Origin of the sequence: Clostridium sp., assembly GCF_016650035.1 — a bacterium.
Taxonomy (GTDB): domain Bacteria; phylum Bacillota; class Clostridia; order Clostridiales; family Clostridiaceae; genus Clostridium_AD.
Map to the genome: position 1 here is coordinate 1 of NZ_JAENWM010000040.1, position 23414 is coordinate 23414.

The following is a 23414-nucleotide window of genomic DNA, read 5'->3' on the forward strand; positions in this document are numbered from 1 at the left end:
GCTAAAAAGCATGAAATAGTGCTTTTCCAACTTAATTATAAAAATATAAAGCATGGAATATCCATAAATATGGATATTCCATGCTTTTTCTGTTCAAGCTTAAAAACTTTACTGAAAAAAGAGTGCTTTTTCAGTGGCCTCGTATTTTACGGGTGATTTTTTATTGTTATTAAAAAACTTATTATATTTTTATGCAAAATATAATAATGCTATTTTACATTTTCAAAATAAATGTTAGAATATAATGTAGGTATGGTATAATTAATGAATATAAATAAAAATATAAGTAACACAATATATAATGTATAGTGAGGATGATACAAGTATGGATAAATTGGTAATCAATGGAGGTAGACATGTCTTTGGTAAAGTGGAAATAAGTGGAGCGAAAAATGCTGCAGTAGCAATTTTGCCAGTGGCAATAATAGCGAGTAAGGGTAAGTGCATCATTGAAAATATTCCTGATATAGAAGATGTGAATTGTATAGAAAGAATATTAGAAGATTTAGGCTGCGAAGTAAAAAGAGATAAAGACTCAGTGTCTATAGATAGTTCAAATATAAGTAGTAAAGATGCTAACACAGAAGATGTAAGAAGAATGAGAGCATCCTATTATCTTATTGGTGCACTTTTAGCTAGGTTTAAACAGGCTAAAGTAGACCTTCCAGGGGGGTGCCCTATAGGTGTGAGACCTATAGATCAGCATATAAAAGGGTTTGAGGCGCTTGGAGCAACGGTAACTATTGAAGATGGTGCTGTAAATGTTAAGGCGGATAAATTAATTGGAACTAGTATTTATTTTGATGTTGTTAGTGTTGGGGCAACAATAAATGTAATGACTGCTGCTACACTTGCAGAAGGGACAACTATTTTAGAGAATTCTGCAAAAGAACCACATGTTGTTGATGTTGCTAACTTTTTAAACTCTATGGGAGCTAATATTAAAGGCGCAGGTACTGATGTTATAAGGATTATAGGCGTAAAAGAGTTAACAGGATGTACTTATAGTGTAATCCCTGATCAAATTGAGGCAGGTACATTTATGATAGCAGCAGCTGCTTGTGGTGGAGAATTAACTATAAATAATGTTATTCCAAAACATCTTGAATCAATTTCTGCAAAACTTATGGAAATGGGAGCAGAGGTAATTGAAGGTGGAGACAGTGTTACAGTTAAAGCCGAAGGTAGGCTAAAGGCTGTAAATATTAAGACTCTTCCTTATCCAGGATTTCCAACGGATGTTCAGCAACCAATGAATACACTATTAAGTGTTTCAGAGGGGAAAAGCATAATAAATGAAAGCATCTGGGAATCTAGATTTAAACATGTGGATGAGCTTCTAAAGATGGGAGCTAATATAAAAGTGGAAGGAAGCGTTGCTACAGTATATGGTGTAGATAAACTTATAGGAAGTGTGGTAATAGCATCAGATTTAAGAGCAGGGGCAGCGTTAGTTATAGCAGGGCTTATAGCAGAAGGTACTACGGAAATTTTAGGAATTGAGCATATTGATAGAGGATATCCTAACATAGAAGAAAAATTCAGGAGTATAGGGGCAGATATAAGGAGAGTTACTACATAACAATATAAAACCAAAGGAGACAATTATGATATTTTGTCCATTATATAGTGGAAGTACTGGAAACAGTATATTTGTAGCGTCAGAAAATACAAAAATTTTAGTGGATGCTGGTATGCCAGGAAAAAGCATTGAAAGTGCACTTAAACATATAAATCAAAATCCGAGTGATGTGGATGGTATTTTTATCACTCATGAACATTCTGATCACATAAAGGGTGCAGGGATTATTTCTAGAAGATATGACATACCAATCTATGCAAATAAAAACACTTGGGAAGCTATGGAGAATAAAATAGGTAATGTAAAAGAACATAATATAAAAGTTATTTATAATAATTCTGTAGATATTAAGGACATGCATATAATAAATTATAATATATCACATGATGCAGCAGAACCTATAGGATACGCATTATACAGTGGTAATAAGAAAGCTTGCATAGCTACAGATTTAGGTTATTTTTCTGAGGAAGTAAAGAATATAATAAAAGATGCAGATGTAATTTTACTTGAGAGTAATCATGATGTAGAAATGTTAAAGTTTGGTCCTTATCCTTATCCATTAAAAAGAAGAATATTAAGTGATGTGGGGCATTTATCCAATGAGGCATGTGGGAATGCAATAGTAGAAATAATGAATAATAAACAAAAGCATATTGTTTTAGGTCATTTGAGTAAAACTAACAATTATCCTGAGTTAGCCTATCAAACAGTCGTTAATATTCTTAATGAAAACCATATTAAAATAGGTAGGGATGTCTCTTTAATTTTAGCTAGAAGAGATATGCCAAGTGATTTAATTGAGTTTTAAAGGGGGAGGTCAAATATGAAAAGAAAAGTTAAAATATTATTATGTTCATTGCTAGTTGTTTCAACAGTGTCATTTTTAGGGTGTGAAAAAAAAGACGCGAAAAGCGTTGTAAATAAAGAAAAGCTTGAAAATCTAAAACTCCCCCTAGCAAAAGAGGATTTAGTTGAGTTCGGTCTATACTTTGATGGGTCTAAAGATGATACTACAGTAGAAATAATTAAAGATATTAGACTTATAAATAAAGAAGAACTTATAGGTGAAACTATTATGCAAGAGCTTATAAAAGGACCTACAGCGAAAAGTGAGCTAAAGCCAATATTGACCGAAGAAACCAGATTATTAAGTTTTTCGATTAAAGACGGTATTGCCTATGTTAATTTAAGCAAAGAAGCTAAAATAGTTATGTCAGAAACAAAAGAAAGAATTTGTCTAGAAAGCATAGAAGCTTCATTAACTCAATTACCATCTGTAGAAAGAGTGAAAATAACAATGGAAAATAAGAATATTGATACCTTAGGTGGAAACTTCGATATATCCAAACCTTTTAGCAAAAGTGAAATAGTTTCAATTAAAAAATAAGAACAATGTATTCCATTTAAGAAATTTAGACAGATGTGTTGAAAACTAATGCAATCTTTATTATAATAATGGAATATAACAAAATACATTACGATTTAAAGGAGAATAGAAAATGGGATTATATAAAGAATGGACAGATATGGTGGTTGATTATGTTAAAAGTAAAGGAGAACCTGCATTTTGGAAAGAATATGGAGAAGTTGAAAAACAAATTTATACTAAACTATTATCAAATCATAAAGAGGAACCTAAGGGAACAATGGAAGATCTTGCGAAATACTTTGATGTGTCTAACGTTTATTTTATGGGATTTACTGATGGAATAAATGATAGTCTTATTCAATCTGTAGACTTAGAGAAAACTGAAGTTGACACAGAAGTACATTTTAAAATAGACTTTGAAAAACTTTATTTCAATATGTTAGACGCAAAAGCAGATTATCTATATGAACTTCCTCAATGGGAAGGAATCTTTTCTAAAGAAAAAAGAAAAGAAATTCAAAGAGATTATAAAGATTCAAAAACGGTAGTTAATACTGAAAAAATTGGAAGAAATGATGCATGCCCTTGTGGTAGTGGGAAAAAATATAAGAAATGTTGTGGGAAGTAATTTTTAGTATAATTATAATAAGTAAAATCTTGCACTTTTGTGTAAGGTTTTATTTTTTTTGAGGGTTTCATATTAGTAGAAAAAATATATATAAGCCTATTGACCAAGGTGGTCAAGGGTGCTATTATATTATCAATACCAATTATATTTATTCTTAATAAATCATAAATTAAGAAAGAAGATGAAAAATATGTTTTCAAAGTTTTTAAACTTAAAGCCAGAAAAACAGGAAAGAATATTACAGGCAGGTATTAGGGAGTTTTCAAATAAGGGCTTTGAGAAAGCATCTACAAATGAGATTGTTAAACAAGCAGAAATATCAAAAGGAATTTTATTTCACTATTTTCAAAACAAAAAAAAATTTTTTATATTTGTATATGATTATTCTTTAGGACTTTTAGGAGACGAAATATTTAACAAGATTGATGTTGAAGAAGGAGATATTTTTATTCAATTACGTAAGATAGCATCAATTAAGATGGAACTAGCACATAAATATCCCGAAATTTTTAAATTTATTGGAGTGGCAACAGTTGAAGAATGTAATGAGGTGAAAAGTGAAATAAAAGAAAGACAGAAGAAAATTAATGAGAGTAGTTACAGTAAAGTATTTAATAATATAGATAAATCAAAATTTCGTGATGGAGTTGATGTAGGTAGAGCTATTAATATTATAATGTGGACATTTGAAGGATTTGGTATAAGTGAATTACAAAAGGCAAAAGTGTCTGCATCTAAAGGTCTGGACTATGAAAAAATATTTCATGAGATGGACATTTATATAGATATATTTAAAAAAAGTTTTTACAAATAGTAGGTAGGTATCCGAAAAAATTTAGGCGTATAGAAAAAAAACACATGGGAGGTCAAAAAAATGAATGTTATTGAAATCAAGAATTTGACTAAAAGTTACGGAAAGGCAAGAGGAATTATAGATGTAAGTTTTAATGTTGAGCAGGGAGAAATTTTTGGGTTTATTGGGCCTAATGGTGCCGGAAAATCAACACTAATTAGAACACTATTATCTCTTATTTATCCGACATCTGGCAGTGCTACAATTTTTGGTAAGGACTGCGTGGAATTTGGACCAGAGATAAAAAAAGAAATAGGGTATCTACCATCGGAGGTTTTTTATTATGACAATATGAAGGTTATTGATCTACTAAAGTACTCAGCTAGTTTTTATAAGAGTGATTGTAGCAAGAGAATTGTGGAACTCGCTGAGATAATGGATCTTGACCTAAATAAAAAAATTGATGATTTATCCTTTGGTAATAAGAAGAAAGTTGGGATTGTACAAGGACTATTACACTCACCTAAACTTATTATACTTGACGAACCTACTAGTGGACTTGACCCACTCATGCAACAAAAGTTTTTTGAACTCCTCGAGGAAGAGAACAAAAAGGGTGCAACAATTTTACTGTCTTCTCATATTTTGGGGGAAGTTCAGAGGCTGTGTAGTCGCGTTGCAATTATTAAAGAGGGGAAAATAATAAAGGTTGAAAAAATTAGTACATTACAAGAAAATAATCATAAAAAATTTAAAATTGAAGTGAAATCAAAAATAGATGATAATTATTTCAAAATTGACGGAGCCACTAATTTAGATGTAAATGGTAACACAATAAGCTTTTTATTTAGAGGCAATATTAATTTTATTATGAAAAAGATTTCGGAAATAGAAATCACTAATCTTTGGATTGAAGAGCCAGATCTTGAAGAGATTTTTATGCATTACTATGAAAAGGAGGATTAAGAGCTATGAATATGTTTCTACATGAACTTAAGGCTTATAGAAAATCAACGATCATATGGACGTGCTCTTTAGTTACTTTTGTTGTACTTTTCTTATCAATGTTTCCTGCTTTCTCAAAGGAAGTTGAAACATTTAAAAAATTAATGGAAGGATTTCCAGAACCGGTAAGAAAAGCATTGGGCCTTTCTGTAGATAGTATGTCTTCTATCTTAGGATTTTACGCCTATATATTTTTATATATAACACTTTGCGGAGCAATTCAAGCTATGAATTTAGGAACTTCAATTATATCAAAGGAAACAAGTGGGAAAACAGTAGATTTCCTTTTAACGAAGCCTGTTACCCGCAGCAAGATTATGACATCAAAGCTAACAGCTGCAGTAACATGCTTAGTAATTACTAATGCTACCTATTTAGTGGTTGCTAGCATTATGGCATCCATTGTAAAAACTGTAGACTATAGTTACAAAATATTTTTTATGATATCTATTACATTGTTTTTCGTTCAGCTTATGTTTTTAGCTCTAGGGGTTATAATTTCTGTAATGGCTTCCAAGATTAAATCTGTGATACCTGTTTCTCTCGGGACTGTATTTGCATTTTTCTTTATTGGGATGCTTGCATCTACAACAGGCGATGGTGCTCTGCGTTATATTACTCCCTTTAAAAATTTTGATACAAGCTACATTATAAAAAATTCTAGTTATGACACTCCATTTATTATAATAGAAATAGCATTTATTATTGTAGCAATTACTGCCAGTTATTTTGTATTTGCTAAAAAGGATATTCATGCTGTGTAACAAGTAATATTTCAGTGCAGCAGGTAATGATTAAGGAATATAAGGAGGTCAATTTATGAATATATTTACTGTAGAGATGAAAGCACATAGAAAAGGTCTTATTATATGGGCTTTTGGTATACTACTTATGATTGCTGGTGGGATGGGAAAATATGTTGCATTTTCATCTGATAGTCAAGCTATAAATGAGCTAATGTCACAAATGCCAAAATCTATGCAAGCCATTATGGGTATGGGTACTTTTGATTTGTCAAAAGCCAGTGGTTTTTACGGAGTAATCTTTTTATACTTAGTTCTCATGGCAACTGTACATGCTACTATGCTTGGAGCTGATATAATTTCAAAGGAAGAACGAGATAAAACCGCAGAGTTTCTAATGGTAAAACCTATTTCAAGAAGTAAAATTATAACATCAAAACTATTGGCAGCCACAATGAATATTTTAATATTTAATATTATCACATTAGTTATTTCAATTATTATAGTAGGAAGATACAGCAATGGGGAAGCCGTAAGTTCAGATATAGTAATTTTAATGATTGGAATGTTTATTTTGCAACTTATGTTTATGTTTATTGGCACAGCAATAGCCGCAATATGTAAAAAACCAAAGTCAGCTACATCAATATCCACATCAGTGCTATTAATTACATTTATATTATCTATAGCTGTAGATATGAACAGCAAGCTTGAAAGTCTTAAATACCTTACACCGTTTAAATATTTTGATGCTAAAAACTTGATGTATGGTGGTGGATTTCAATTGAGTTTTGTAATACTATCGATTATAATTATTTCCGCATCTGTGTGGGTAACATATAATTTTTATGAAAAAAGAGATATGAATATATAGTATTATAAAAATTTTGGTTATAACATGGGGCATTGCTCCATGTTATTTATTTTTATGTACATAAATTTGAAATGTGGGGTTCAATAGTATAAAATATCTATGACAACATTAATATGACAGTAGCGCAGATAACGTATATATATGATGAAGGAGATTTAAAATGAACATAACTATAATTTGTGTAGGGAAAATAAAAGAGAAATATTTAAAAAGTGCTATAGATGAATATTCAAAAAGACTATCTAGATACTGTAAACTGAGCATTGTTGAATTAAGCGATGAGAAAACTCCTGATAATGCTTCTGAAAAAGAAGAGATTATAATAAAGGGTAAAGAAGGGGGAGCAATACTTAAGAGCATAAAGGATAACATGTTTGTTATTGCTTTAGAGCTAAAGGGAGATATGATATCTTCAGTGGAGCTTTCAAATTATATAAGAGATTTAGGAATAAAGGGTGAAAGTAATATAGCTTTTGTTATTGGGGGTTCATTAGGGTTATCTAAGGCAGTTTTGGAGAGAGCTAATTACAAATTATGCTTTTCAAAAATGACTTTCCCACATCAGTTATTTAGGGTGATGCTGCTTGAGCAGGTGTATAGAGGGTTTAGAATAATAAGTGGTGAACCGTACCATAAATAACGAGGACTTTTTAGATAGGGAGAGTATAAGTGTCTTCGCCATCAATGAAAACCTCGGCAGAAGTGTCAAGTGTTATTTCATATGTATAAGTTTATAATTAGTAAAAAAAGAAAGTACTATTGTACTTTCTCTTTATATATCCAACTAGTTAGATGTGAATTGATAAACCTATTAAAGTATATTGATACCCAATAGTTATTATGAATAATTACGGTCGCTTTTGTAATGTTATTAGGATATAAACAAATATTAACTATTTTGCATGATTTAAGAATATCTACACCTTTGATATTAATTTCTTTAATATCTGATGTTGGTGAAATAGCTATTAATGAACAGAAGTCAGAAACATCAGATGTACTTAAATCATCAAGCAAGAATAATAGGTCATCTGATAATATTTCTATAAATCTATTAGTAAATAAATTAGAGTTCTTTATACTTTCAAGATTAGTTGATGTGTTTACAATAAACATAAATACCTCCCTTAGTAATTCTATAAATAATATATATTTATAAAATCAGACGTTTGTAGTTGACAAAATTATATGAGAGGCATATAATGTAATTAAATCAGACGTTTGTAGTCAAATGGAGGCGCAATATGAAAAAGTTAAACAAATATTATTTTATTGAATTCGAGAGCAAGTACAGTGTATTAGACAAAATTGATTCAGATTGGTATAAAAATGAGTTAGCGGTAAAAGCATTTTGTAATGGAGCAAAGGTAAAAGATACAAATGGAAATTATTCAGAAGAGTGGTATAGAGCTAGATTTGTATATATGATGGTTAAATCAGGTAAATATGATAAAAACCTAATTTGTGTAGAGTTATCATTACCAAAGGGGAATGGTGGAAAATCTATAAATCCCGATATTGTAGCATTTAAAAATAATAATTGGAGTAAATCTTTAGAGGATGGTGATTATGATAAGCTAAGGGCAGAGATATTAGTTGTTTTTGAGGCTAAAGATAATCCTGACGAAGTAGAAAAAGCTATTAAGAAACAAATTGAAGTAGCTTTAGAGAGAAGAGTTTCCACTGATAAATTTCAAGACTGGGCATATGGAGTATACTTTGACAATCAAGAAGATATAATCTTAATAAAAAAGGAAGGGTTAGCTGAGTTGGAAAGGTATAATATATCAAAGATGATACCAGCTAGCAAAAATATTGTAAGATTAAATGTTGCTGATAGAGATAGTCTAGAGGAACTACCTGAGCTTCAAAATTTAATAGCACAAATTGATAGAATAGCCGTAACTCATCAGTTTTATTTTGATGATTTAGACCCTATAGGGCAAGAAAGTTTTGAAGGGATACTTGATTATCTACAAAGAGAAAAGGATAAAATACAACATCCGAATGCAAAGCGTTTATTAGTGGAAGCCTTAATGATTAAAGTAAATGAAGAAAATAATATAAAATTGAATGGTGAAAAATCATGTTTTTATATAAGTAAGGATGAAATAAGGACTAACGGTAGTGCTACTTTAGAATTTAGAAAAAGAATATATAAATTATATGAAGAAGCAAAAGAAAATTATAATGCATTAGAAGGAACTCAAAGATATATTAAGCATAGTGAAACTAATATTACGCCTATAAATCAGCATGATGAGAAAATGCTTATTGCTATTGTTAAATCTCTTCAAGGAAAAAGTATTCTTAGGGGAGTAACTACAAATTTTAATCAAACTATATTTAATAATTTTGGTGATGAAGTAGAAAAGACTGTTGCTGGTCAGTTTTTTACGCCTATTCCAATAATATTAGCAATAATATCTATAATTAATCCGAGAGTAAATGAAACATTCATTGACCCTTGTTCTGGAATTTGTGATTTTCAAGCTATAGGATGGAAACATACTGGTGTAAAAGAAAATTCGAAAAATTACTATGGGGTAGATATATCTTCTACTGTATTAACCTTAGCAGAGCTAAATTTAGTACTTAATGGAGCGGGTACAATTAATTTATATCATAACAATTCGTTGTTTGAAAAGTTATGTATTGGAGGTCAATTCACAAATATAGATACATTCAATATAAATAATTATGACCCATTGACATGGAAAAGTTTAGATAATAAAACACTGGATATTAAGAGATATGATACAGTTAATACTAATCCTCCTTTTGGACAAGGTAGAGATTTAAGAACTGGAAAAAATGGTATATGGGATTATGGACTTAACAGTGATATTATGAAAATGTATGAAACATGGTCTTTGTTAGGGGAGCCTAAAAGTATAGATATGGGAATTATATTTTTAGAAAATGCTTATAGGATAACTAAACCAGGTGGAAGATTTGCAATAGTATTATCTAATTCAATTGCATCAATACAAAGTTGGGATTCGGTTAGACTATGGTTATTTGAAAAGGTAAGATTAGTTGCTACAATAGATTTACCTCAAAATTGTTTTGGAGAAACGGGTGTATCTACTACAGTTTTAATTGCATACAAACCAAAAGAAGATGAGAAAAGTGAACTTTTATCTGAAGATTATGACGTATTTACAAGGAATATAAAATACACTGGATATGAAGTTAAAACTGTAAAAAGAAACATTGTTTTTGAACCAGTAAAAGAAGTAGACCCTGTGACCCTAAAGGATACGGGGAAGCTTAAAGAAGATTTCACTAAGATGATAGGGGACTTTGAGGAATATATGAAGTCACAAAATGCAATAATTAAGAGTGCATTTGGGAGAGGGTAATATGGTGAAAAAATATATTAAAGAACCGAATACTCTTAAAAAGAGTGATATATTAAAAAAGATGTCTCTCTCAGGAAAAGATTACTGGGAGTTTATAGAAGTAGAAAATGGAGTTGAGCTAGATAAAATTGTAGAGCACAAAGTAGGAGATTCTTTCTTAAGAGAAGACTTTACTTATGAAGATATTTGTAATGAGTTTAGATTTATAAAAACAGGGAACCTATCTCCTAATAAAATGTTAGTAGATTTTACGAGCACTCAATATTGTAAGCCTAATGGAGAGATTGCATTAGAGGATGGAGATATATTAATTGCAAAAGATGGTGGGGGAAATGGGTTAGCTGACACGAGTATATATTTTAAACTAGATGATTCTATTATTGCTGATTATTTTTGTGGAGAAGTACTGAGAATAAGAGTAAAAGAATCATATAATAAATGGTATATATTTGCCATATTAAAATCTCAGTATTTTAAAGAATTCTTAGATGGGGTTACACCTGGAGGTTCTACATTAAGACACTCTAAGCTATTAGCCCTAGATATACTAATTCCATATAGCGAAGATAAAAAGGATGAAATAGAATATATAGCAACCTTGATGCAAAACTTAGTTGATAAAGAAATACAAATGAATAATAAAATAAATTTAATAGACAAAAGAATAACGGATGAATTGGATATATCTAATAATAAGATAATAGCGAATCGGTATGCAAAAATAAGTGAAATGAAAGCAGCAAAAAGGGTGGATACAGGCATTTTTAGTGATGAATACAAAACTCTGGAAAGTAATGTAAAAAGCTATAAACATGGTTATTATCATATAAATAGTCAGAACATTTCACCAGGAAGAACCCCCGATGATTATAGGTACACGGATAAAAAAATTAATAATACGTTTTTATGGATAACTCCCAAAAATATAAATACTTTGGAGTTAATATATAGGACATATATTAGTACTAAAAGTACTAGCAAAATTGGTACCACTGATATAATACTATCTGGTATAAGATATTTAGGATATGGCTATTATGATGATGGAGAAGAAGTTATATTTAGCAATCAGAATACTTTAGTAATTACTAATGATAGCAAAGATGAAAAAGAACAAATGTTTTTACTGGCTTTTTTAACGTCATCAACAGGTAAAAAAATGCAAATGGCATGGAGAGTTGATGGAATGGTACCTATATTATACAAAGAGGGTATGTCAAATATTCCTATACCTAATTTCAACAGTGAGTTGAGAGAAGAATTGGTTAAAATATATTATAATAAAGTTTGCAGTATTAATAATTTAACACAAGAAAATTATTATTCAAAATCAGTAGAGAGAAATAAGGAATTGGGGATATATCAATTAAATAATGAAATTTTAAAACTTAAGGAATTCATTGAAAATAAAGTTGAAAAAATGATTTTTGGCACAGAAGTTGAAAAAAATTATGAAGTAATGTAAAAATATATAGGAACTGATAAATATATATTATAACAGAAATAATAACTTTTACTTGTATTTAATAATACAGGTAAGAGTTATTTTTATTTTTAGGAGGTAATAAAATGATAGAAATTAGTTATTTAAAAGAAAAAGAAATTCTTAAAGGTCTACCATGGGAGGTACAAGAAAACATTAAAGGTATACTACAAATACTAGACAGAGAATATGGAGAAAACAGAAACAAGTACGAAGATAATGGAGGATATGTCTTGGTTATAGAAAAGGAAGAGGACTTTAAAAAAATAAAACGTAAAGTATATATAGACTGTAATCATATTATTCCAGAATATGTCGACAGGGTAATATGCTCCAATTGCGAAGATTACACTAGTTGCTTAATAATTTGTAATAATGATTATGTGATTTCACTTATTATTCCAATGAAACTAACTCCACAAAATCTTATAAACTATATGATAGATTAAAAGCCTTAATTACCGATACAACGGTGATTAAGGCTTTTGTTATTGCAAAAAAAACATTGGAGGTTTATTATTGCAATAAAAGTAACAAAGGAGACTAAATACTGTAAAATTTAAAAATAATATAGAAACAATCAACATTTAACTATAGCTTGAACATATAAAAATTATATATTTAAAGGGGTTAATCAGATTTTATTCTTATAACCTTAGATTACAACAATCATCAGGATTGTAATTAATACTATTCTTCCAATATCTATAATGTTCTTCTACATCTTCACAAACTGAAATCTCTTTGAATCCTACAATATTACTTAAATAATCAATTTTCTTTTCTAAAGGAAGATGTTTATATCCGCCTGAAATTATTGTGTACTCACTATAATCTATATCAAACCATTTTTGAATCCATGTATTAATCCTTAAAAATTCAACAAGTATTTTATCACATTTCACATCATTTATTAAATTAAAATCTATGAATTTAGGAATAAAAGGTGACAATCTTAATTGAACATCGAAACCTAAAGAATATAGTTTTTCTATAGCTTCTATTCTTTTGGATGGAACCGATGCTTTTTCATATGTTTGAGAAAATTTATCATCTGTTGAAGTGACTGAAATCTGTATATGAGCAAGCTTTTTATCAAGTATAGCAATATACTCATCATCTGCAATGAGATGGCTTTTTGTTACTATAAGATAATGTTTTTTGTGGGAATTTAACTCCTTAATAGCATTGTAGCTATTTCTTATCTGCTTTTCCATTGGCATAAAACAATCGGTCATGCCACCTAGCCTAACACAAATATCATTTGGTAATAATGAAATTCTTTTTCTTACTTTTGAGATATCAGCAACTTTAGGTTGTTCGCTGTTCCAATGCTTTCTAAAATTCAATAAACTTTTTGAAAAACAGTAAGAACAATCATGTTGGCATCCACAACCATATACATCAAGCCTTGTAGAATAATTACATCTACTTCCCTCACCACCTACAACTTTACGATAAAAACTTTTATATTCAAGTATTTCTTGCAATATACACCCACCGATTTTATTGTTTGTCTAATGTATATGCGAATAAGTTGTTATTATTTACTTTTAGACCATTTCTATTGTTCCTAAGTTGTGATTAGAATATAAATTTACTTATACCACTAAGACTAACAGCTAAAGAACTGCTAATCTATTTGGAGGTGTAGTTGTGAATGAAAATAAGGATACCAATAACATTACAGGGTTTTATAAACTATATGATAGATTAAAAGCCTTAATCACCGTTGTATCGGTAATTAAGGCGTTTGTTATTGCAAAAAAAACATAGGAGGTAATTATGGCAAGAAAAATAATAAAAGAGACTAAATACTGTCAGATATTAAATCAAGGAAAATTAGCTGATGAAGAGTATACCTATTGTATCGAAAAGATATTTATTAAGGATAAGAAGAGGGATGAAATTAGGTTCAGCTTGTATAAGGATACTATAAAATCAAAAGAGAGGTATGTTCCACGTTCATTAGATGTAACAGAAGAACAGCTATTGCAACTAATGAAGGAAGCATTATCAGGAGCAGTATTTTCAAAAGAATTTGTAAAAAGTTTAGCTGAAATATTAAATGTAAAATAAATAATTGAAAGAAGGTAGGAATATGTCAAAGAGCACATATTGTGTTGATAAAATAGACGGAGGTAAAAAGGAAATGATAACAGCAGAAAATAAGAATACACCTGCTAAAAGGATAAACATAGTATCTATAAAAATGGTAAGAGAAGCAACTATCCTATACAACATACGAAAGATAACGAGCCCAACAGATGCGGTGGAGCTTGGAAAAAAAATTCTTGAAGACTCAGACCGTGAACATCTATGGCTACTTTGCCTTGACACGAAAAATCAGCCAGTTGCACTGAATGAAGTTTCGGTAGGGAGCCTTTCTAGCTCGATTGTTCATCCAAGAGAAGTTTTTAAGGCTGCAATTCTAAGCAATGCAGCTTCAATAATACTTTTTCACAATCATCCATCAGGAGACCCTTCAGCTTCCAATGAAGATATAAAAATCACAACAAGGATCAAAGAATGTGGGGAGATACTAGGGCTTCCGCTTATTGACCACATCATTATTGGGAATGAAAGTTATTGTAGCCTAAAAGAAAAAGGAATATTATAGGGAGAATTACGGATATGTTTGATAATGCTAGGTATATTACAAACGGAATAAATGAAAAAGTTGGTGAATCCATCCAAGTAGCATTATGGAACTTTATTGACTTATTAAAGCTAAAAAAAGATTTTACAATAGATTATCTACAAGTATTTGAACTTAGAGAAATAAGGAATAGTAAGACTTTTAATCAAGAAATAGTACACTCACAGGAAGAGCCATTATACAAGAAACATTACTTGATATCCGTTGATAAGCCTATTAATACTAAAGTATATGTAATAGATGACTCACAACAAAGCGTGCTTATGTTAGCAGACGAGTATTAAAAAGTATATATAATGTAGGGGAAGATAAATAATGGGTGAATTAATACAGAATAATAAAATTATGCAGGCATTGGATTGGACTTATGAAAAATCCTTAAGTGGATTACCAGGAACATTATCAGCAGAAGAATTAGCAATTTCGTATCTAAATAAAAATGGTTGTAATACTGTAAAGTCATGTGATAGTTTAATAAGTTGGCAAGTAGGAAAATGTACAACATCTGGGTTTATAACAGGATTAGGGGGAGTGATAACATTGCCAGTTGCAATGCCTGCTAGTATTTATAGTGTAATATACGTTCAAATTAGAATGATAGCGGCAGTAGCATTCATAGGCGGATATGATATAAAGGATGATTCGGTAAAGAGCTTAGTTTATATGTGTTTAGCAGGAAATACAGCTATAGAAATTGCAAAGGATGTTGGAATGAAAGTAGGTACTAAATTAACACAATCAGCTATACAGAGGATTTCTTTAGAAACAATAAAGCGAATCAATAAAGCTGTAGGTTTTAGACTGCTAACAAAGTTTGGACAAGAAGGAATATTAAATCTAGGTAAGGCAGTTCCATTAATTGGTGGAATTATCGGTGGAGGAGTAAATTTAGCTTCTACTAAGACTATAGGAAAGATATCAAAGAAAGTATTTTTAAGTTATTAATAAGAATAGAAAGAAGGTAAGATAAGTATGGGGTTCGTTAATATATTAAAAATAGGAATAAAAGCGATTGCATCTACGGTAATGGATGAAGTATTAAGTACAATTGGTCTGGCAGCAGAAATGGATAATTATCCTGACGAACGACTAATGAAAATAATAAAAACAGGCGCTTTAAAACAGAAAAGTGCAGCAGCATATGCATTAAAAAAAAGAGGTAATTAAAGCATTATAGTATTATATGGAGCTTGATATATTAGATGTATCTGAATATGGAAATAAGAAAGAACCAAAGGTATTATAGAAATATAGATACGTTTGGTTCATCATTACAGTAAATATTGATTAATACACAAAAAAATATTAAAATAAGTATATAAATATTTTTTTGTGAAGTAGGTGAATTAATGAGAAAAAATGATGATATATTAAAGGATTTGGAAGACTATTTATCAGATACTGAAAAAAGTGTTAAGTATAATAAATTATCAAAGAGACTCAGAGTATTAATAAATTATTATAAAGGTGTAAGTAATAAAGATAACGCGGAAGAACACAAAGTATCGATAAGAACTATAAGTAGATGGGTAAATAGATATGATATAGGTGGAAGATATGAAATTATTAATTATGATTACTCAGGACGTATGCCTAAAATGGATGAAAAACAGAAGGAGAAAATAGAAAAAGCTTTAAAAAGAAATCCATTAAAGCTTGGATTAGGGTATTCAATTTGGAATGGTTCATTACTAAAAAGATACATTAACGGTAAGCTTGGTATAGAAGTAAGTAAGATATATTGTGATAAGTTATTAAGTGATAGTGATACTCTTTATAAAGTCAATAATTATGATGCGGAGAAAAATAAAAGACTTACAAAAATTACAAATGACCTAATAAATGAATATGAAAATAATGAGTATTACAGCGTTTGGCATTTTGATACATACTATCTAGGCAGAAGGATACTAAAAAACCTTAGAAAATCAGAAGAAATAGACAAATCAGAAGTAATATACCATCGAGGCAAAAGGGTGCTAAAAAACCTTTTTAAAAAATCAGAAGAAATAGAAAAGGTAAAAAAAATAGACAAATCAGAAGAAGTAAAAAAAATAAAGGAAATAGAAATAATGTTGAGAGGAAATGATATTCATACTTATTCAAAATATATTTTATATGGATTTTACAATGTAAAAGAGCTATTTGAATATGATATTAAAAATCATATTAATAAAGAGATTTTCATTGATACTATAAATGAATTCGTAGATGACAAAAAACAAAATCTTAAAGAAGATATTAAATTGATAATAGTTTTGAAAAGCAATAATATATTTAAAAGTTTAATAGAAGAAAATACTTATTATAAGAATGGAGTTGAAGTGATATTTCTTCCTAAAAAATTTTTGTGTGCAGACAGGATTAATTTAGTATGGGATGAAATAGAGAGAAATAATTTTACTATTAAAGGTAAATCAGAAAACGAAATTAGTGATGAATTTGAAAGTTTAATTAAATAAGACAATTTTAAATATAATAAGTATCTAATAAGACAAAAATTAATATAAAAAGTAAATAAATCTAAAAACAGCAGAAATAATTTGGTTATATAGGCATATAACCAGATTATTTTTTTTTGTATAAGAATGTTATCAGTACGATTGTTAGATACGAATTTAAGCTAAAAAACTGCTTAACAGTATGGTGTTTTACCGGAAATTTTATCCATGATAATATATTAATACAAGCCAAACACAATAAATAATATCAAAAATAAAAACATGGAGGCGTTGTTAAATGTTTATGCGACAAGGAATGATTGGGGAAGGAACTTGGAAAATAATGGTGGAGAGTGCAAACAATATTAAATTTGGGAATGGATCAGAAGCATTAAGGATAGGGGTAACAACTAAGGATGGTATGACTGGCAGCTTTCTTATATTTACTAATAATAATTATTTGATTAATAAGTTGTTAAACTGTGTGTATTATGACGGGGTACCAAGACAAGAAGAAATAGACATACAATATTTTGTAAGTAGTATGTTAACCATAACAACTAAAGAAAATAATGGATACTTAAACATTGTAGATATTAACCCTTTTGAATAAGATAGCTAATTGAATTATGTTAATGAGGATGAGCAAAAATAATAACTAGGAGGAATAAAAAATGATGAAGAAGCAAAGAGAATGTCCCTTAGGAGGATTTCCACGTAAAAGAAATAAAGATGGGTCATTACAAACAATGGATACTTTAAATAACTCAATAACAGATGGAGATAATTGTTTAAGAGAGAATATAAGTAAGAGAGCAAATAGTAGCTTGGGAGATGTAATGGATGGAACCGAAAAAAGATTTACATCAGATTATCCTTTCAATACCGAGAGGGCAGATAGTGTGTCTACACCTTGTACAAGGTTGGAAATAGAAATACAACCAGAAACAGCAATAGCTGAAATTAAGGGTAACATGAATAAATATAAGTGTGATGAAAATGGAGTTTATTTAATGAATAGTGGGAAAAAGATATCTAATTATATTGAAATAAAGGAAATTATTACGAATATAGAAGATTCAACTTGTAAAGCAATTTTAAAATATAAATCATTCGAGGGAATCAAAGAAAGAACAGTTAATAGAGAAAATTATTTAAATAAAAGAAATCTAATATCACTTCAAAAGTATGGAGTAGATATTACAAATTCTAATTCTGGGCAGTTAGAGGAGCATCTTAGGGAGTGTGAAAATAATGCACTGGTGAAAAAAGTGCATTCAAAATTAGGGTTTTCAAAAAATGGTGATAAAGAAATATATAATTTGTATAATTCAATAGGTATTGACTCTGAGTATGTAGGTAACTACGAACTTAAACCGCAAGGTAGTAGAGATGAATATGTAGAAATGTTAAAAAGAGAAGTTATTGGAAAATGTGAATTAGAATTTGCAGTTATAAGTGGGTTGTCAGCTATACCTCTAGCATTTGTAGGGGAAGAGTTAGGATTAGATACTATGATAATTCATTTAGTAGGAAATTCAACTACAGGTAAATCTACAGCATTAAAGTTAGCAATATCTATGTTCGGATATCCTGATGTAAAGAAGACTGGATTGTATGGAACCTATAACGGAACTAATAACGCACTGCTAAAGAAGTTAACTTGGTTGAAAGGTGTTCCTTATGCTATAGATGAGATATCAATGTCAAATACAACAAATTTCACAAATTTCATATATGCTTTAGCTAATGGAACGGATAAAGATCGTCTAAATAAAGAGTGTGAAATAATAGAAAGTGCAACGTGGTTAACTACTATACTATCAAATGGAGAGAAATCTTTAATTGGTTCAGCTAGTAAGAACGCTGGCGTTCAGATTCGAGTAATGGAAGCAAGTAATTTTGAATGGACTAAAAGTGCGGAAAATTCTGAAACTATAAATAATGCTATATTAAAAAACTATGGTCACCTAGGAATTGAATTTGCAAGCTATGTTATAAGTATAGGTAAATCTAAATTAATACAACAATTTAAAGTTATTAAGGAAAACCTGTATAAGATTATGGATGAAAAGCTTATTCTTGATAATATGGCTATGAGAAGGTGCAATAAATATGCGATTTTATTACAAACTGCGAAGCTATTCCAAAATATGATGGATATTAAGTTAGATATTGAAGGTATAACTAGCATGATACTAAAAATAGAAGAACAATCTTTAAGTAATAGAAATTTTGGAGTTTCAGCTATAGACTACATCAAACAATACGTTTCTAAGTATAAGAACAAATTTGATGATGGAGGCAAAACGTATGGTGATATATTTGGTAAGATAATACAAAAAAAATCTTGCACTGAGTTACAAATGAACAAAATAGCCTTTAATGACATGATAATATCAGCGGGATACGAAAATAAAAATATAGTGCTCAAGGAACTAAAGAATGCTGGAAAGCTAAGTTGTGAAAAAGGTAGATTAACTAGAAGTAGAAATAATTCATTAGGATATAAGGAAGAAGTATATGTAGTTATAATAGATGGATATGAATTATTGGGGGAAAACCCCGTTTCCCCATGAATAAAATAGTATGTATAGAAAAACTATTACAATAAATTAATCTGAATATGGCAAAAAATAAATATATATTTAAGAAATAACGGGGAAAAGGGATTTTTATTATAATCTTATAGAAAGTTAAGGGATAGAAATAAATATAAACAAAAAATATTTTAATATAAAATGAAAATAATAAAGTTAAAAGGAGAAATAAAAATGGACAAAAAATATTTAGTAGGGATTAATATAACAATGAATAAGGGTGAGGCAACACTTGAAATAGCAATGGCAATGAAAGAATGTTTAAAAAAACATTATAAGATTGGTTATTTGATAGTTGAAGAGGGGATTACCGTTGAGATCGAGTGTTTAATTAAGGGTATTGAAATTGATGGTGATAGTGAAGGTGGTGACGATATATCAAAAAATATACAAACTCAGGCAGGAATAACGCTTAATGAAATAGGCATAAAACCTAAACATATTGGTAGTATTATTTATGATAACACTACACGCTCGGCACTAGTCTATATTGATGTTGATGGTATGAAGCTACGCAAACAAGAGGTGAATATTATGCAGTTTGATTTATAATATTCAAAGAATATAAACCTAAAGTATAACGTAAGAGGAATAGGAGCTTGTTATAAGAGTTTATTAAGAATCCAATGGAAATTAATTTTCTTATAAAAAGCAAGTTTCTAACCTATTATTAGACAAAATCAATTAATGATGGGGGAATGACAATGTTTGCGTCTGATGTCGAGTTTGTTATTAATGAATATACCACCAATGGAATAAGTAGAATGTCATTGACTGATGAAATTATATTAGCAATTTGTGTAAATCCGTGTTATGACTGGTTTCAAGAAAATTGTAATATTAGTTATAAATTATTGAAAGGATTTGTAACAAACATTGTTCCACTTGGTGATGCTGGAAGAAATTATTTTGAAAATATTGCAGAAAAGAAGATTGGCTTTACTATTGAATTAATGTCTTTATATAATCGTTTAGAAAAAGAATTTATTAAAGGAACTCTAAGGATAAAATCTTATTTAGAATTACAACATTTAGGATATACAGGTACAATTTTATATGAAAATTGTCCTGTTGATGATGTTTGGGAGTTTATAAAGTAACAATAGCCATAGGTGTATTCAACAATATATGTAAATATATATAATTAAATAGATAAAGATACTGGGGGAATTTATAATGAAAAAGGAAAGCGTAAGCTATGAAATAATGATAGATTTAATTACTAATATAGTTAAAAAGTACATTAATAATGATGGAGAGAAAAGTAAGGAGGCTAATGATAAATGCTTAAACGTAGGATAGTCGCTTATTTAAGGGTATCCACAGCTGAGCAAGCTGAGGAAGGTTATAGTATTGCAGGACAGGAAAATGTAATAAGACAGAAGTGTGAAGCGGAAGGCAAAGAGCTAGTTGCAGTATATGCTGATAAAGGTATAAGTGGAAAATCAATGATCAATAGACTTCAACTACAGCAAATGCTCCAAGATGCTAAGGCAGGTAATTTCGATGAAGTTTGGACATGGAAGACAAACAGGTTAGCCAGGAATCAATATGATTTACTTACAATAGTTAAAGAGCTAGAAAGGCATGATGTAGCCTTTAAAAGTTGTTCAGAAGCTTTTGAGACTACAACGCCAGCAGGAAAGCTGATGATGAATGTCTTGGCTTCAATAGGTGAATTTGAGAGAGAAACTATTGTGGAAAATGTTAAGATGGGCATGAAGCAGAGAGCAAGAACGGGAAAATGGAATGGTGGAACTGTACTTGGATATAAGTCGGTAATAATAAATGAGAATAATACAAGACTAGAAATAGTTGCACAGGAAGCAGCTATAGTTAAAATGCTATTTGACATGTATGCTTCTGGTAAAGGACTAAAGGCTATTGCTAATCAGATTAACCATGAAGGATATAAAACTAAAAGGGGCAATATGTTTGGTGCAGGTGGAGTCAAAGATATACTAATGAATCCTCTTTATATTGGTAAGATACGTTATAATGTTAGAGAAAATTGGACAGAAAAGCGAAGAAAGGGTACAAATAAGTCACCAATAATTGCGGATGGAGAACATGAAGCTGTAATTCCAATAGAATTGTGGGATAAGGTCCAAGTGCTATACAAGATGAAAGGGGGTAAACCTAAAAAGGCATTTGTAAGTAACTATATTTTAACAGGACTAATGAAATGTCCTGTTTGTGGATATTCAATGGTAGCAAGTAGGACTAAAAAGAAGCGTAAAGATGGTACGTATAATGTAAATAGATATTATGTCTGTGGAAACTGGAGGAATAAAGGTACTGCCGCTTGCAATTCCAATGGAATAAGAGCCGACTATGCAGAAGAATATGTATTATCAAGAGTTAAAGACGTAGTATTTAGTGAAAGGATACTAAAGGATATCGTAAAAAACCTAAACAGAGAAAGAAAGGACATAATAGTACCACTGGAAAAGGAACTGGAGCATCTATCAAAGAGCCTAAAAGACCTAGAAAACAGAAAGAATAGAGTCTTTGAGCTATATGAAGATGGGACGATAGACAAGACAACACTGGCACAAAGAATGGATACCATAACAGCAGATATAGAGGTGCAATCTAATCGTAGGATACAAATACAAATAAAGTTAGAAAATAATGATTCAGTAAACATACCTTATGAGGTAGTAAGAAGTACATTGAGTGATTTTCAAAAGCTACTTGAAATAACGGCTCCAGAAGAAAAAAAATCTTTACTTCAATTAATAATAAATAAGATAACCATAAAAGGTAAAAAGGATATAGAAAGCATAGTACTACACTTTGACGAAAAGGTACAAAAATATTTCATAAAAGATAAAGAAGGAGAATCTCCAAATGATGGGGGTTCTTCTTCTTTTATTTTGTTTACAATAAAAATTTGATTATTCAATATGTGTCTAGACTGTCTAAAATTTATTTTTGAAATAACTTGACATTTTTAGAGGGTGTGATATAATAAAAACAAAAGTATAGACACATAGAGCGTAATATAATAAACGGTATAGACACATTAGACACGAAAAATTAAATGTGAAAGAGGGTTATATTGTGGGTAGAGACAAATCTGTAGATAATAAAAAAACATCTCTTGCAATAAATTACTACTATAATGAAGCCAAACGTAAAGGATTACTGGATAAGGTTCTTAATGAAGGTCAATTTAAAGAAGATGCAATAAGAACCGCAATAGCTCGTGGGAGGATATCAATTAAAATGATAGGTGCTTTTTGCGTAGCTATGGGAATTGATTCCAAGGAGCTTACTGGAGAAAGTGAACTTACTGGAAATGTTCAAAATATAAGCCAATTAACTGATACGGTAATTAAACTTTATGATGAAGTTAATTATGATGAAATATTAAGGGATGTTCAGTTAATAATAGAAACCCAAAAGGTGAATCCTAATGAACAAAGGGAAAAAATAATAAAAATGTTCGATGATGCTATAAAAAATAATAATTGGTAAAATTAAAGGGGGAAATATTAAATGAAAAATTATAAAGAAGTTATAGACGAGAGATTATACAATCACTACAACCCAAGAATTAAAAAATATGTTGATAAGCAAATTCAATACTTAGGAGAAAATAAAAATAGAGGTTTTAGTTATTGTGATAACTTGCATGTGTATAAGGATATAAATGCTGTAAAAGACAGTGATAATTTAATTTGTTACTTGTTATTTAATGTTAATAATAAGGTAGAATTAAAAGAATGCAGGGCTAACAAACAAATAAAATACGCAGGACATTTTAATGAATTAGGCATTGTACCAAGAAAATATGATTTGAGCGTATATGAAGATTTGATGGATTTTGAAGAGTTAATTGGTGCGATAGCTAGTATTTAAAG

Annotated in this window: 28 protein-coding genes; 26 read left to right on the forward strand and 2 right to left on the reverse strand. The window is 29.8% G+C overall.

What is annotated here, in order from left to right; all coding sequences use genetic code 11:
* Window positions 1–325 precede the first annotated feature (325 nt).
* The 9 genes from JJD95_RS10820 (at window position 326) to rlmH (ending at window position 7637) form a co-directional block, all read left to right on the forward strand.
* Window positions 326–1582, forward strand: coding sequence for a UDP-N-acetylglucosamine 1-carboxyvinyltransferase (locus tag JJD95_RS10820; RefSeq protein WP_291643030.1), 1257 nt, complete (start codon window positions 326–328; stop codon window positions 1580–1582).
* 25 nt (window positions 1583–1607) lie between these two features.
* Window positions 1608–2393 (forward strand): MBL fold metallo-hydrolase, encoded by a 786-nt coding sequence (locus JJD95_RS10825; RefSeq protein ID WP_291643031.1) that lies wholly within the window; start codon window positions 1608–1610, stop codon window positions 2391–2393.
* A 15-nt stretch (window positions 2394–2408) separates the two neighbouring features.
* Window positions 2409–2972: a GerMN domain-containing protein gene (locus JJD95_RS10830; RefSeq protein ID WP_291643032.1), complete on the forward strand. Its 564-nt coding sequence runs from the start codon at window positions 2409–2411 to the stop codon at window positions 2970–2972.
* A gap of 112 nt (window positions 2973–3084) precedes the next feature.
* Window positions 3085–3582 (forward strand): SEC-C metal-binding domain-containing protein, encoded by a 498-nt coding sequence (locus tag JJD95_RS10835; protein WP_291643033.1) that lies wholly within the window; start codon window positions 3085–3087, stop codon window positions 3580–3582.
* Window positions 3583–3772: 190 nt separating this feature from the next.
* Window positions 3773–4396 (forward strand): TetR/AcrR family transcriptional regulator, encoded by a 624-nt coding sequence (locus JJD95_RS10840; RefSeq protein ID WP_291643034.1) that lies wholly within the window; start codon window positions 3773–3775, stop codon window positions 4394–4396.
* A 60-nt stretch (window positions 4397–4456) separates the two neighbouring features.
* Window positions 4457–5341, forward strand: coding sequence for an ABC transporter ATP-binding protein (locus JJD95_RS10845; protein WP_291643035.1), 885 nt, complete (start codon window positions 4457–4459; stop codon window positions 5339–5341).
* 5 nt (window positions 5342–5346) lie between these two features.
* Window positions 5347–6144, forward strand: coding sequence for an ABC transporter permease subunit (locus JJD95_RS10850; RefSeq protein ID WP_291643036.1), 798 nt, complete (start codon window positions 5347–5349; stop codon window positions 6142–6144).
* A gap of 55 nt (window positions 6145–6199) precedes the next feature.
* Window positions 6200–6997, forward strand: coding sequence for an ABC transporter permease subunit (locus tag JJD95_RS10855; RefSeq protein ID WP_291643037.1), 798 nt, complete (start codon window positions 6200–6202; stop codon window positions 6995–6997).
* 160 nt (window positions 6998–7157) lie between these two features.
* Window positions 7158–7637, forward strand: a complete 480-nt coding sequence (gene rlmH / locus JJD95_RS10860) for a 23S rRNA (pseudouridine(1915)-N(3))-methyltransferase RlmH (RefSeq protein WP_291643038.1) — start codon at window positions 7158–7160, stop codon at window positions 7635–7637.
* A gap of 116 nt (window positions 7638–7753) precedes the next feature.
* Here rlmH and JJD95_RS10865 read toward each other — a convergent pair whose 3' ends face one another.
* Window positions 7754–8113, reverse strand: a complete 360-nt coding sequence (locus JJD95_RS10865) for a hypothetical protein (RefSeq protein WP_291643039.1) — start codon at window positions 8111–8113, stop codon at window positions 7754–7756.
* A gap of 128 nt (window positions 8114–8241) precedes the next feature.
* Here JJD95_RS10865 and JJD95_RS10870 point away from each other — a divergent pair, with 128 nt between their 5' ends.
* The 3 genes from JJD95_RS10870 to JJD95_RS10880 all read left to right on the forward strand — a co-directional run bounded on the left by JJD95_RS10870 (window position 8242) and on the right by JJD95_RS10880 (window position 12294).
* Window positions 8242–10362 carry an N-6 DNA methylase gene (locus tag JJD95_RS10870; RefSeq protein ID WP_291643040.1) on the forward strand — a complete coding sequence of 707 codons (2121 nt, stop codon included), beginning with the start codon at window positions 8242–8244 and terminating at the stop codon, window positions 10360–10362.
* A 1-nt stretch (window position 10363) separates the two neighbouring features.
* Window positions 10364–11827 carry a hypothetical protein gene (locus JJD95_RS10875; protein ID WP_291643041.1) on the forward strand — a complete coding sequence of 488 codons (1464 nt, stop codon included), beginning with the start codon at window positions 10364–10366 and terminating at the stop codon, window positions 11825–11827.
* A gap of 104 nt (window positions 11828–11931) precedes the next feature.
* Window positions 11932–12294 (forward strand): hypothetical protein, encoded by a 363-nt coding sequence (locus tag JJD95_RS10880; RefSeq protein ID WP_291643042.1) that lies wholly within the window; start codon window positions 11932–11934, stop codon window positions 12292–12294.
* Between the two features lie 198 nt (window positions 12295–12492).
* On the opposite strand, the gene JJD95_RS10885 is transcribed toward JJD95_RS10880, so the two are convergent.
* Window positions 12493–13335, reverse strand: coding sequence for a radical SAM protein (locus tag JJD95_RS10885; RefSeq protein ID WP_291643043.1), 843 nt, complete (start codon window positions 13333–13335; stop codon window positions 12493–12495).
* 295 nt (window positions 13336–13630) lie between these two features.
* Here JJD95_RS10885 and JJD95_RS10890 point away from each other — a divergent pair, with 295 nt between their 5' ends.
* From JJD95_RS10890 to JJD95_RS10955, 14 genes are all read left to right on the forward strand, one after another.
* Entirely contained in the window at window positions 13631–13924 is a 294-nt protein-coding gene (locus JJD95_RS10890) for a hypothetical protein (RefSeq protein ID WP_291643044.1), read from the forward strand.
* A 22-nt stretch (window positions 13925–13946) separates the two neighbouring features.
* A complete protein-coding gene (locus JJD95_RS10895) occupies window positions 13947–14465 on the forward strand; it encodes a RadC family protein (protein ID WP_367114808.1) in 519 nt (172 codons plus the stop codon).
* Between the two features lie 14 nt (window positions 14466–14479).
* Window positions 14480–14788, forward strand: a complete 309-nt coding sequence (locus tag JJD95_RS10900) for a DUF960 family protein (RefSeq protein WP_291643045.1) — start codon at window positions 14480–14482, stop codon at window positions 14786–14788.
* A 31-nt stretch (window positions 14789–14819) separates the two neighbouring features.
* Window positions 14820–15449 (forward strand): EcsC family protein, encoded by a 630-nt coding sequence (locus JJD95_RS10905; RefSeq protein ID WP_291643046.1) that lies wholly within the window; start codon window positions 14820–14822, stop codon window positions 15447–15449.
* A gap of 27 nt (window positions 15450–15476) precedes the next feature.
* Window positions 15477–15671 carry a hypothetical protein gene (locus JJD95_RS10910; RefSeq protein ID WP_291643047.1) on the forward strand — a complete coding sequence of 65 codons (195 nt, stop codon included), beginning with the start codon at window positions 15477–15479 and terminating at the stop codon, window positions 15669–15671.
* Between the two features lie 182 nt (window positions 15672–15853).
* Complete coding sequence (locus tag JJD95_RS10915) at window positions 15854–16966, forward strand: helix-turn-helix domain-containing protein (RefSeq protein WP_291643048.1); 1113 nt, start codon at window positions 15854–15856, stop codon at window positions 16964–16966.
* Between the two features lie 277 nt (window positions 16967–17243).
* Window positions 17244–17558, forward strand: a complete 315-nt coding sequence (locus JJD95_RS10920; protein WP_291643049.1) for a hypothetical protein — start codon at window positions 17244–17246, stop codon at window positions 17556–17558.
* 61 nt (window positions 17559–17619) lie between these two features.
* Window positions 17620–19524: a DUF927 domain-containing protein gene (locus JJD95_RS10925; protein WP_291643050.1), complete on the forward strand. Its 1905-nt coding sequence runs from the start codon at window positions 17620–17622 to the stop codon at window positions 19522–19524.
* 195 nt (window positions 19525–19719) lie between these two features.
* Window positions 19720–20097 (forward strand): hypothetical protein, encoded by a 378-nt coding sequence (locus JJD95_RS10930; protein ID WP_291643051.1) that lies wholly within the window; start codon window positions 19720–19722, stop codon window positions 20095–20097.
* 152 nt (window positions 20098–20249) lie between these two features.
* Window positions 20250–20645, forward strand: a complete 396-nt coding sequence (locus tag JJD95_RS10935; RefSeq protein WP_291643052.1) for a hypothetical protein — start codon at window positions 20250–20252, stop codon at window positions 20643–20645.
* 76 nt (window positions 20646–20721) lie between these two features.
* Window positions 20722–20847: a hypothetical protein gene (locus JJD95_RS10940; protein WP_291643053.1), complete on the forward strand. Its 126-nt coding sequence runs from the start codon at window positions 20722–20724 to the stop codon at window positions 20845–20847.
* Complete coding sequence (locus JJD95_RS10945) at window positions 20829–22445, forward strand: recombinase family protein (protein WP_291643054.1); 1617 nt, start codon at window positions 20829–20831, stop codon at window positions 22443–22445. The genes JJD95_RS10940 and JJD95_RS10945 overlap by 19 nt, the downstream gene beginning before the upstream one ends.
* A 166-nt stretch (window positions 22446–22611) precedes the next feature.
* On the forward strand, window positions 22612–23028 hold the full coding sequence (locus tag JJD95_RS10950; RefSeq protein WP_291643055.1) for a hypothetical protein: 417 nt from the start codon (window positions 22612–22614) through the stop codon (window positions 23026–23028).
* Window positions 23029–23049: 21 nt separating this feature from the next.
* On the forward strand, window positions 23050–23412 hold the full coding sequence (locus JJD95_RS10955; RefSeq protein WP_291643056.1) for a hypothetical protein: 363 nt from the start codon (window positions 23050–23052) through the stop codon (window positions 23410–23412).
* Window positions 23413–23414: the final 2 nt, after the last annotated feature.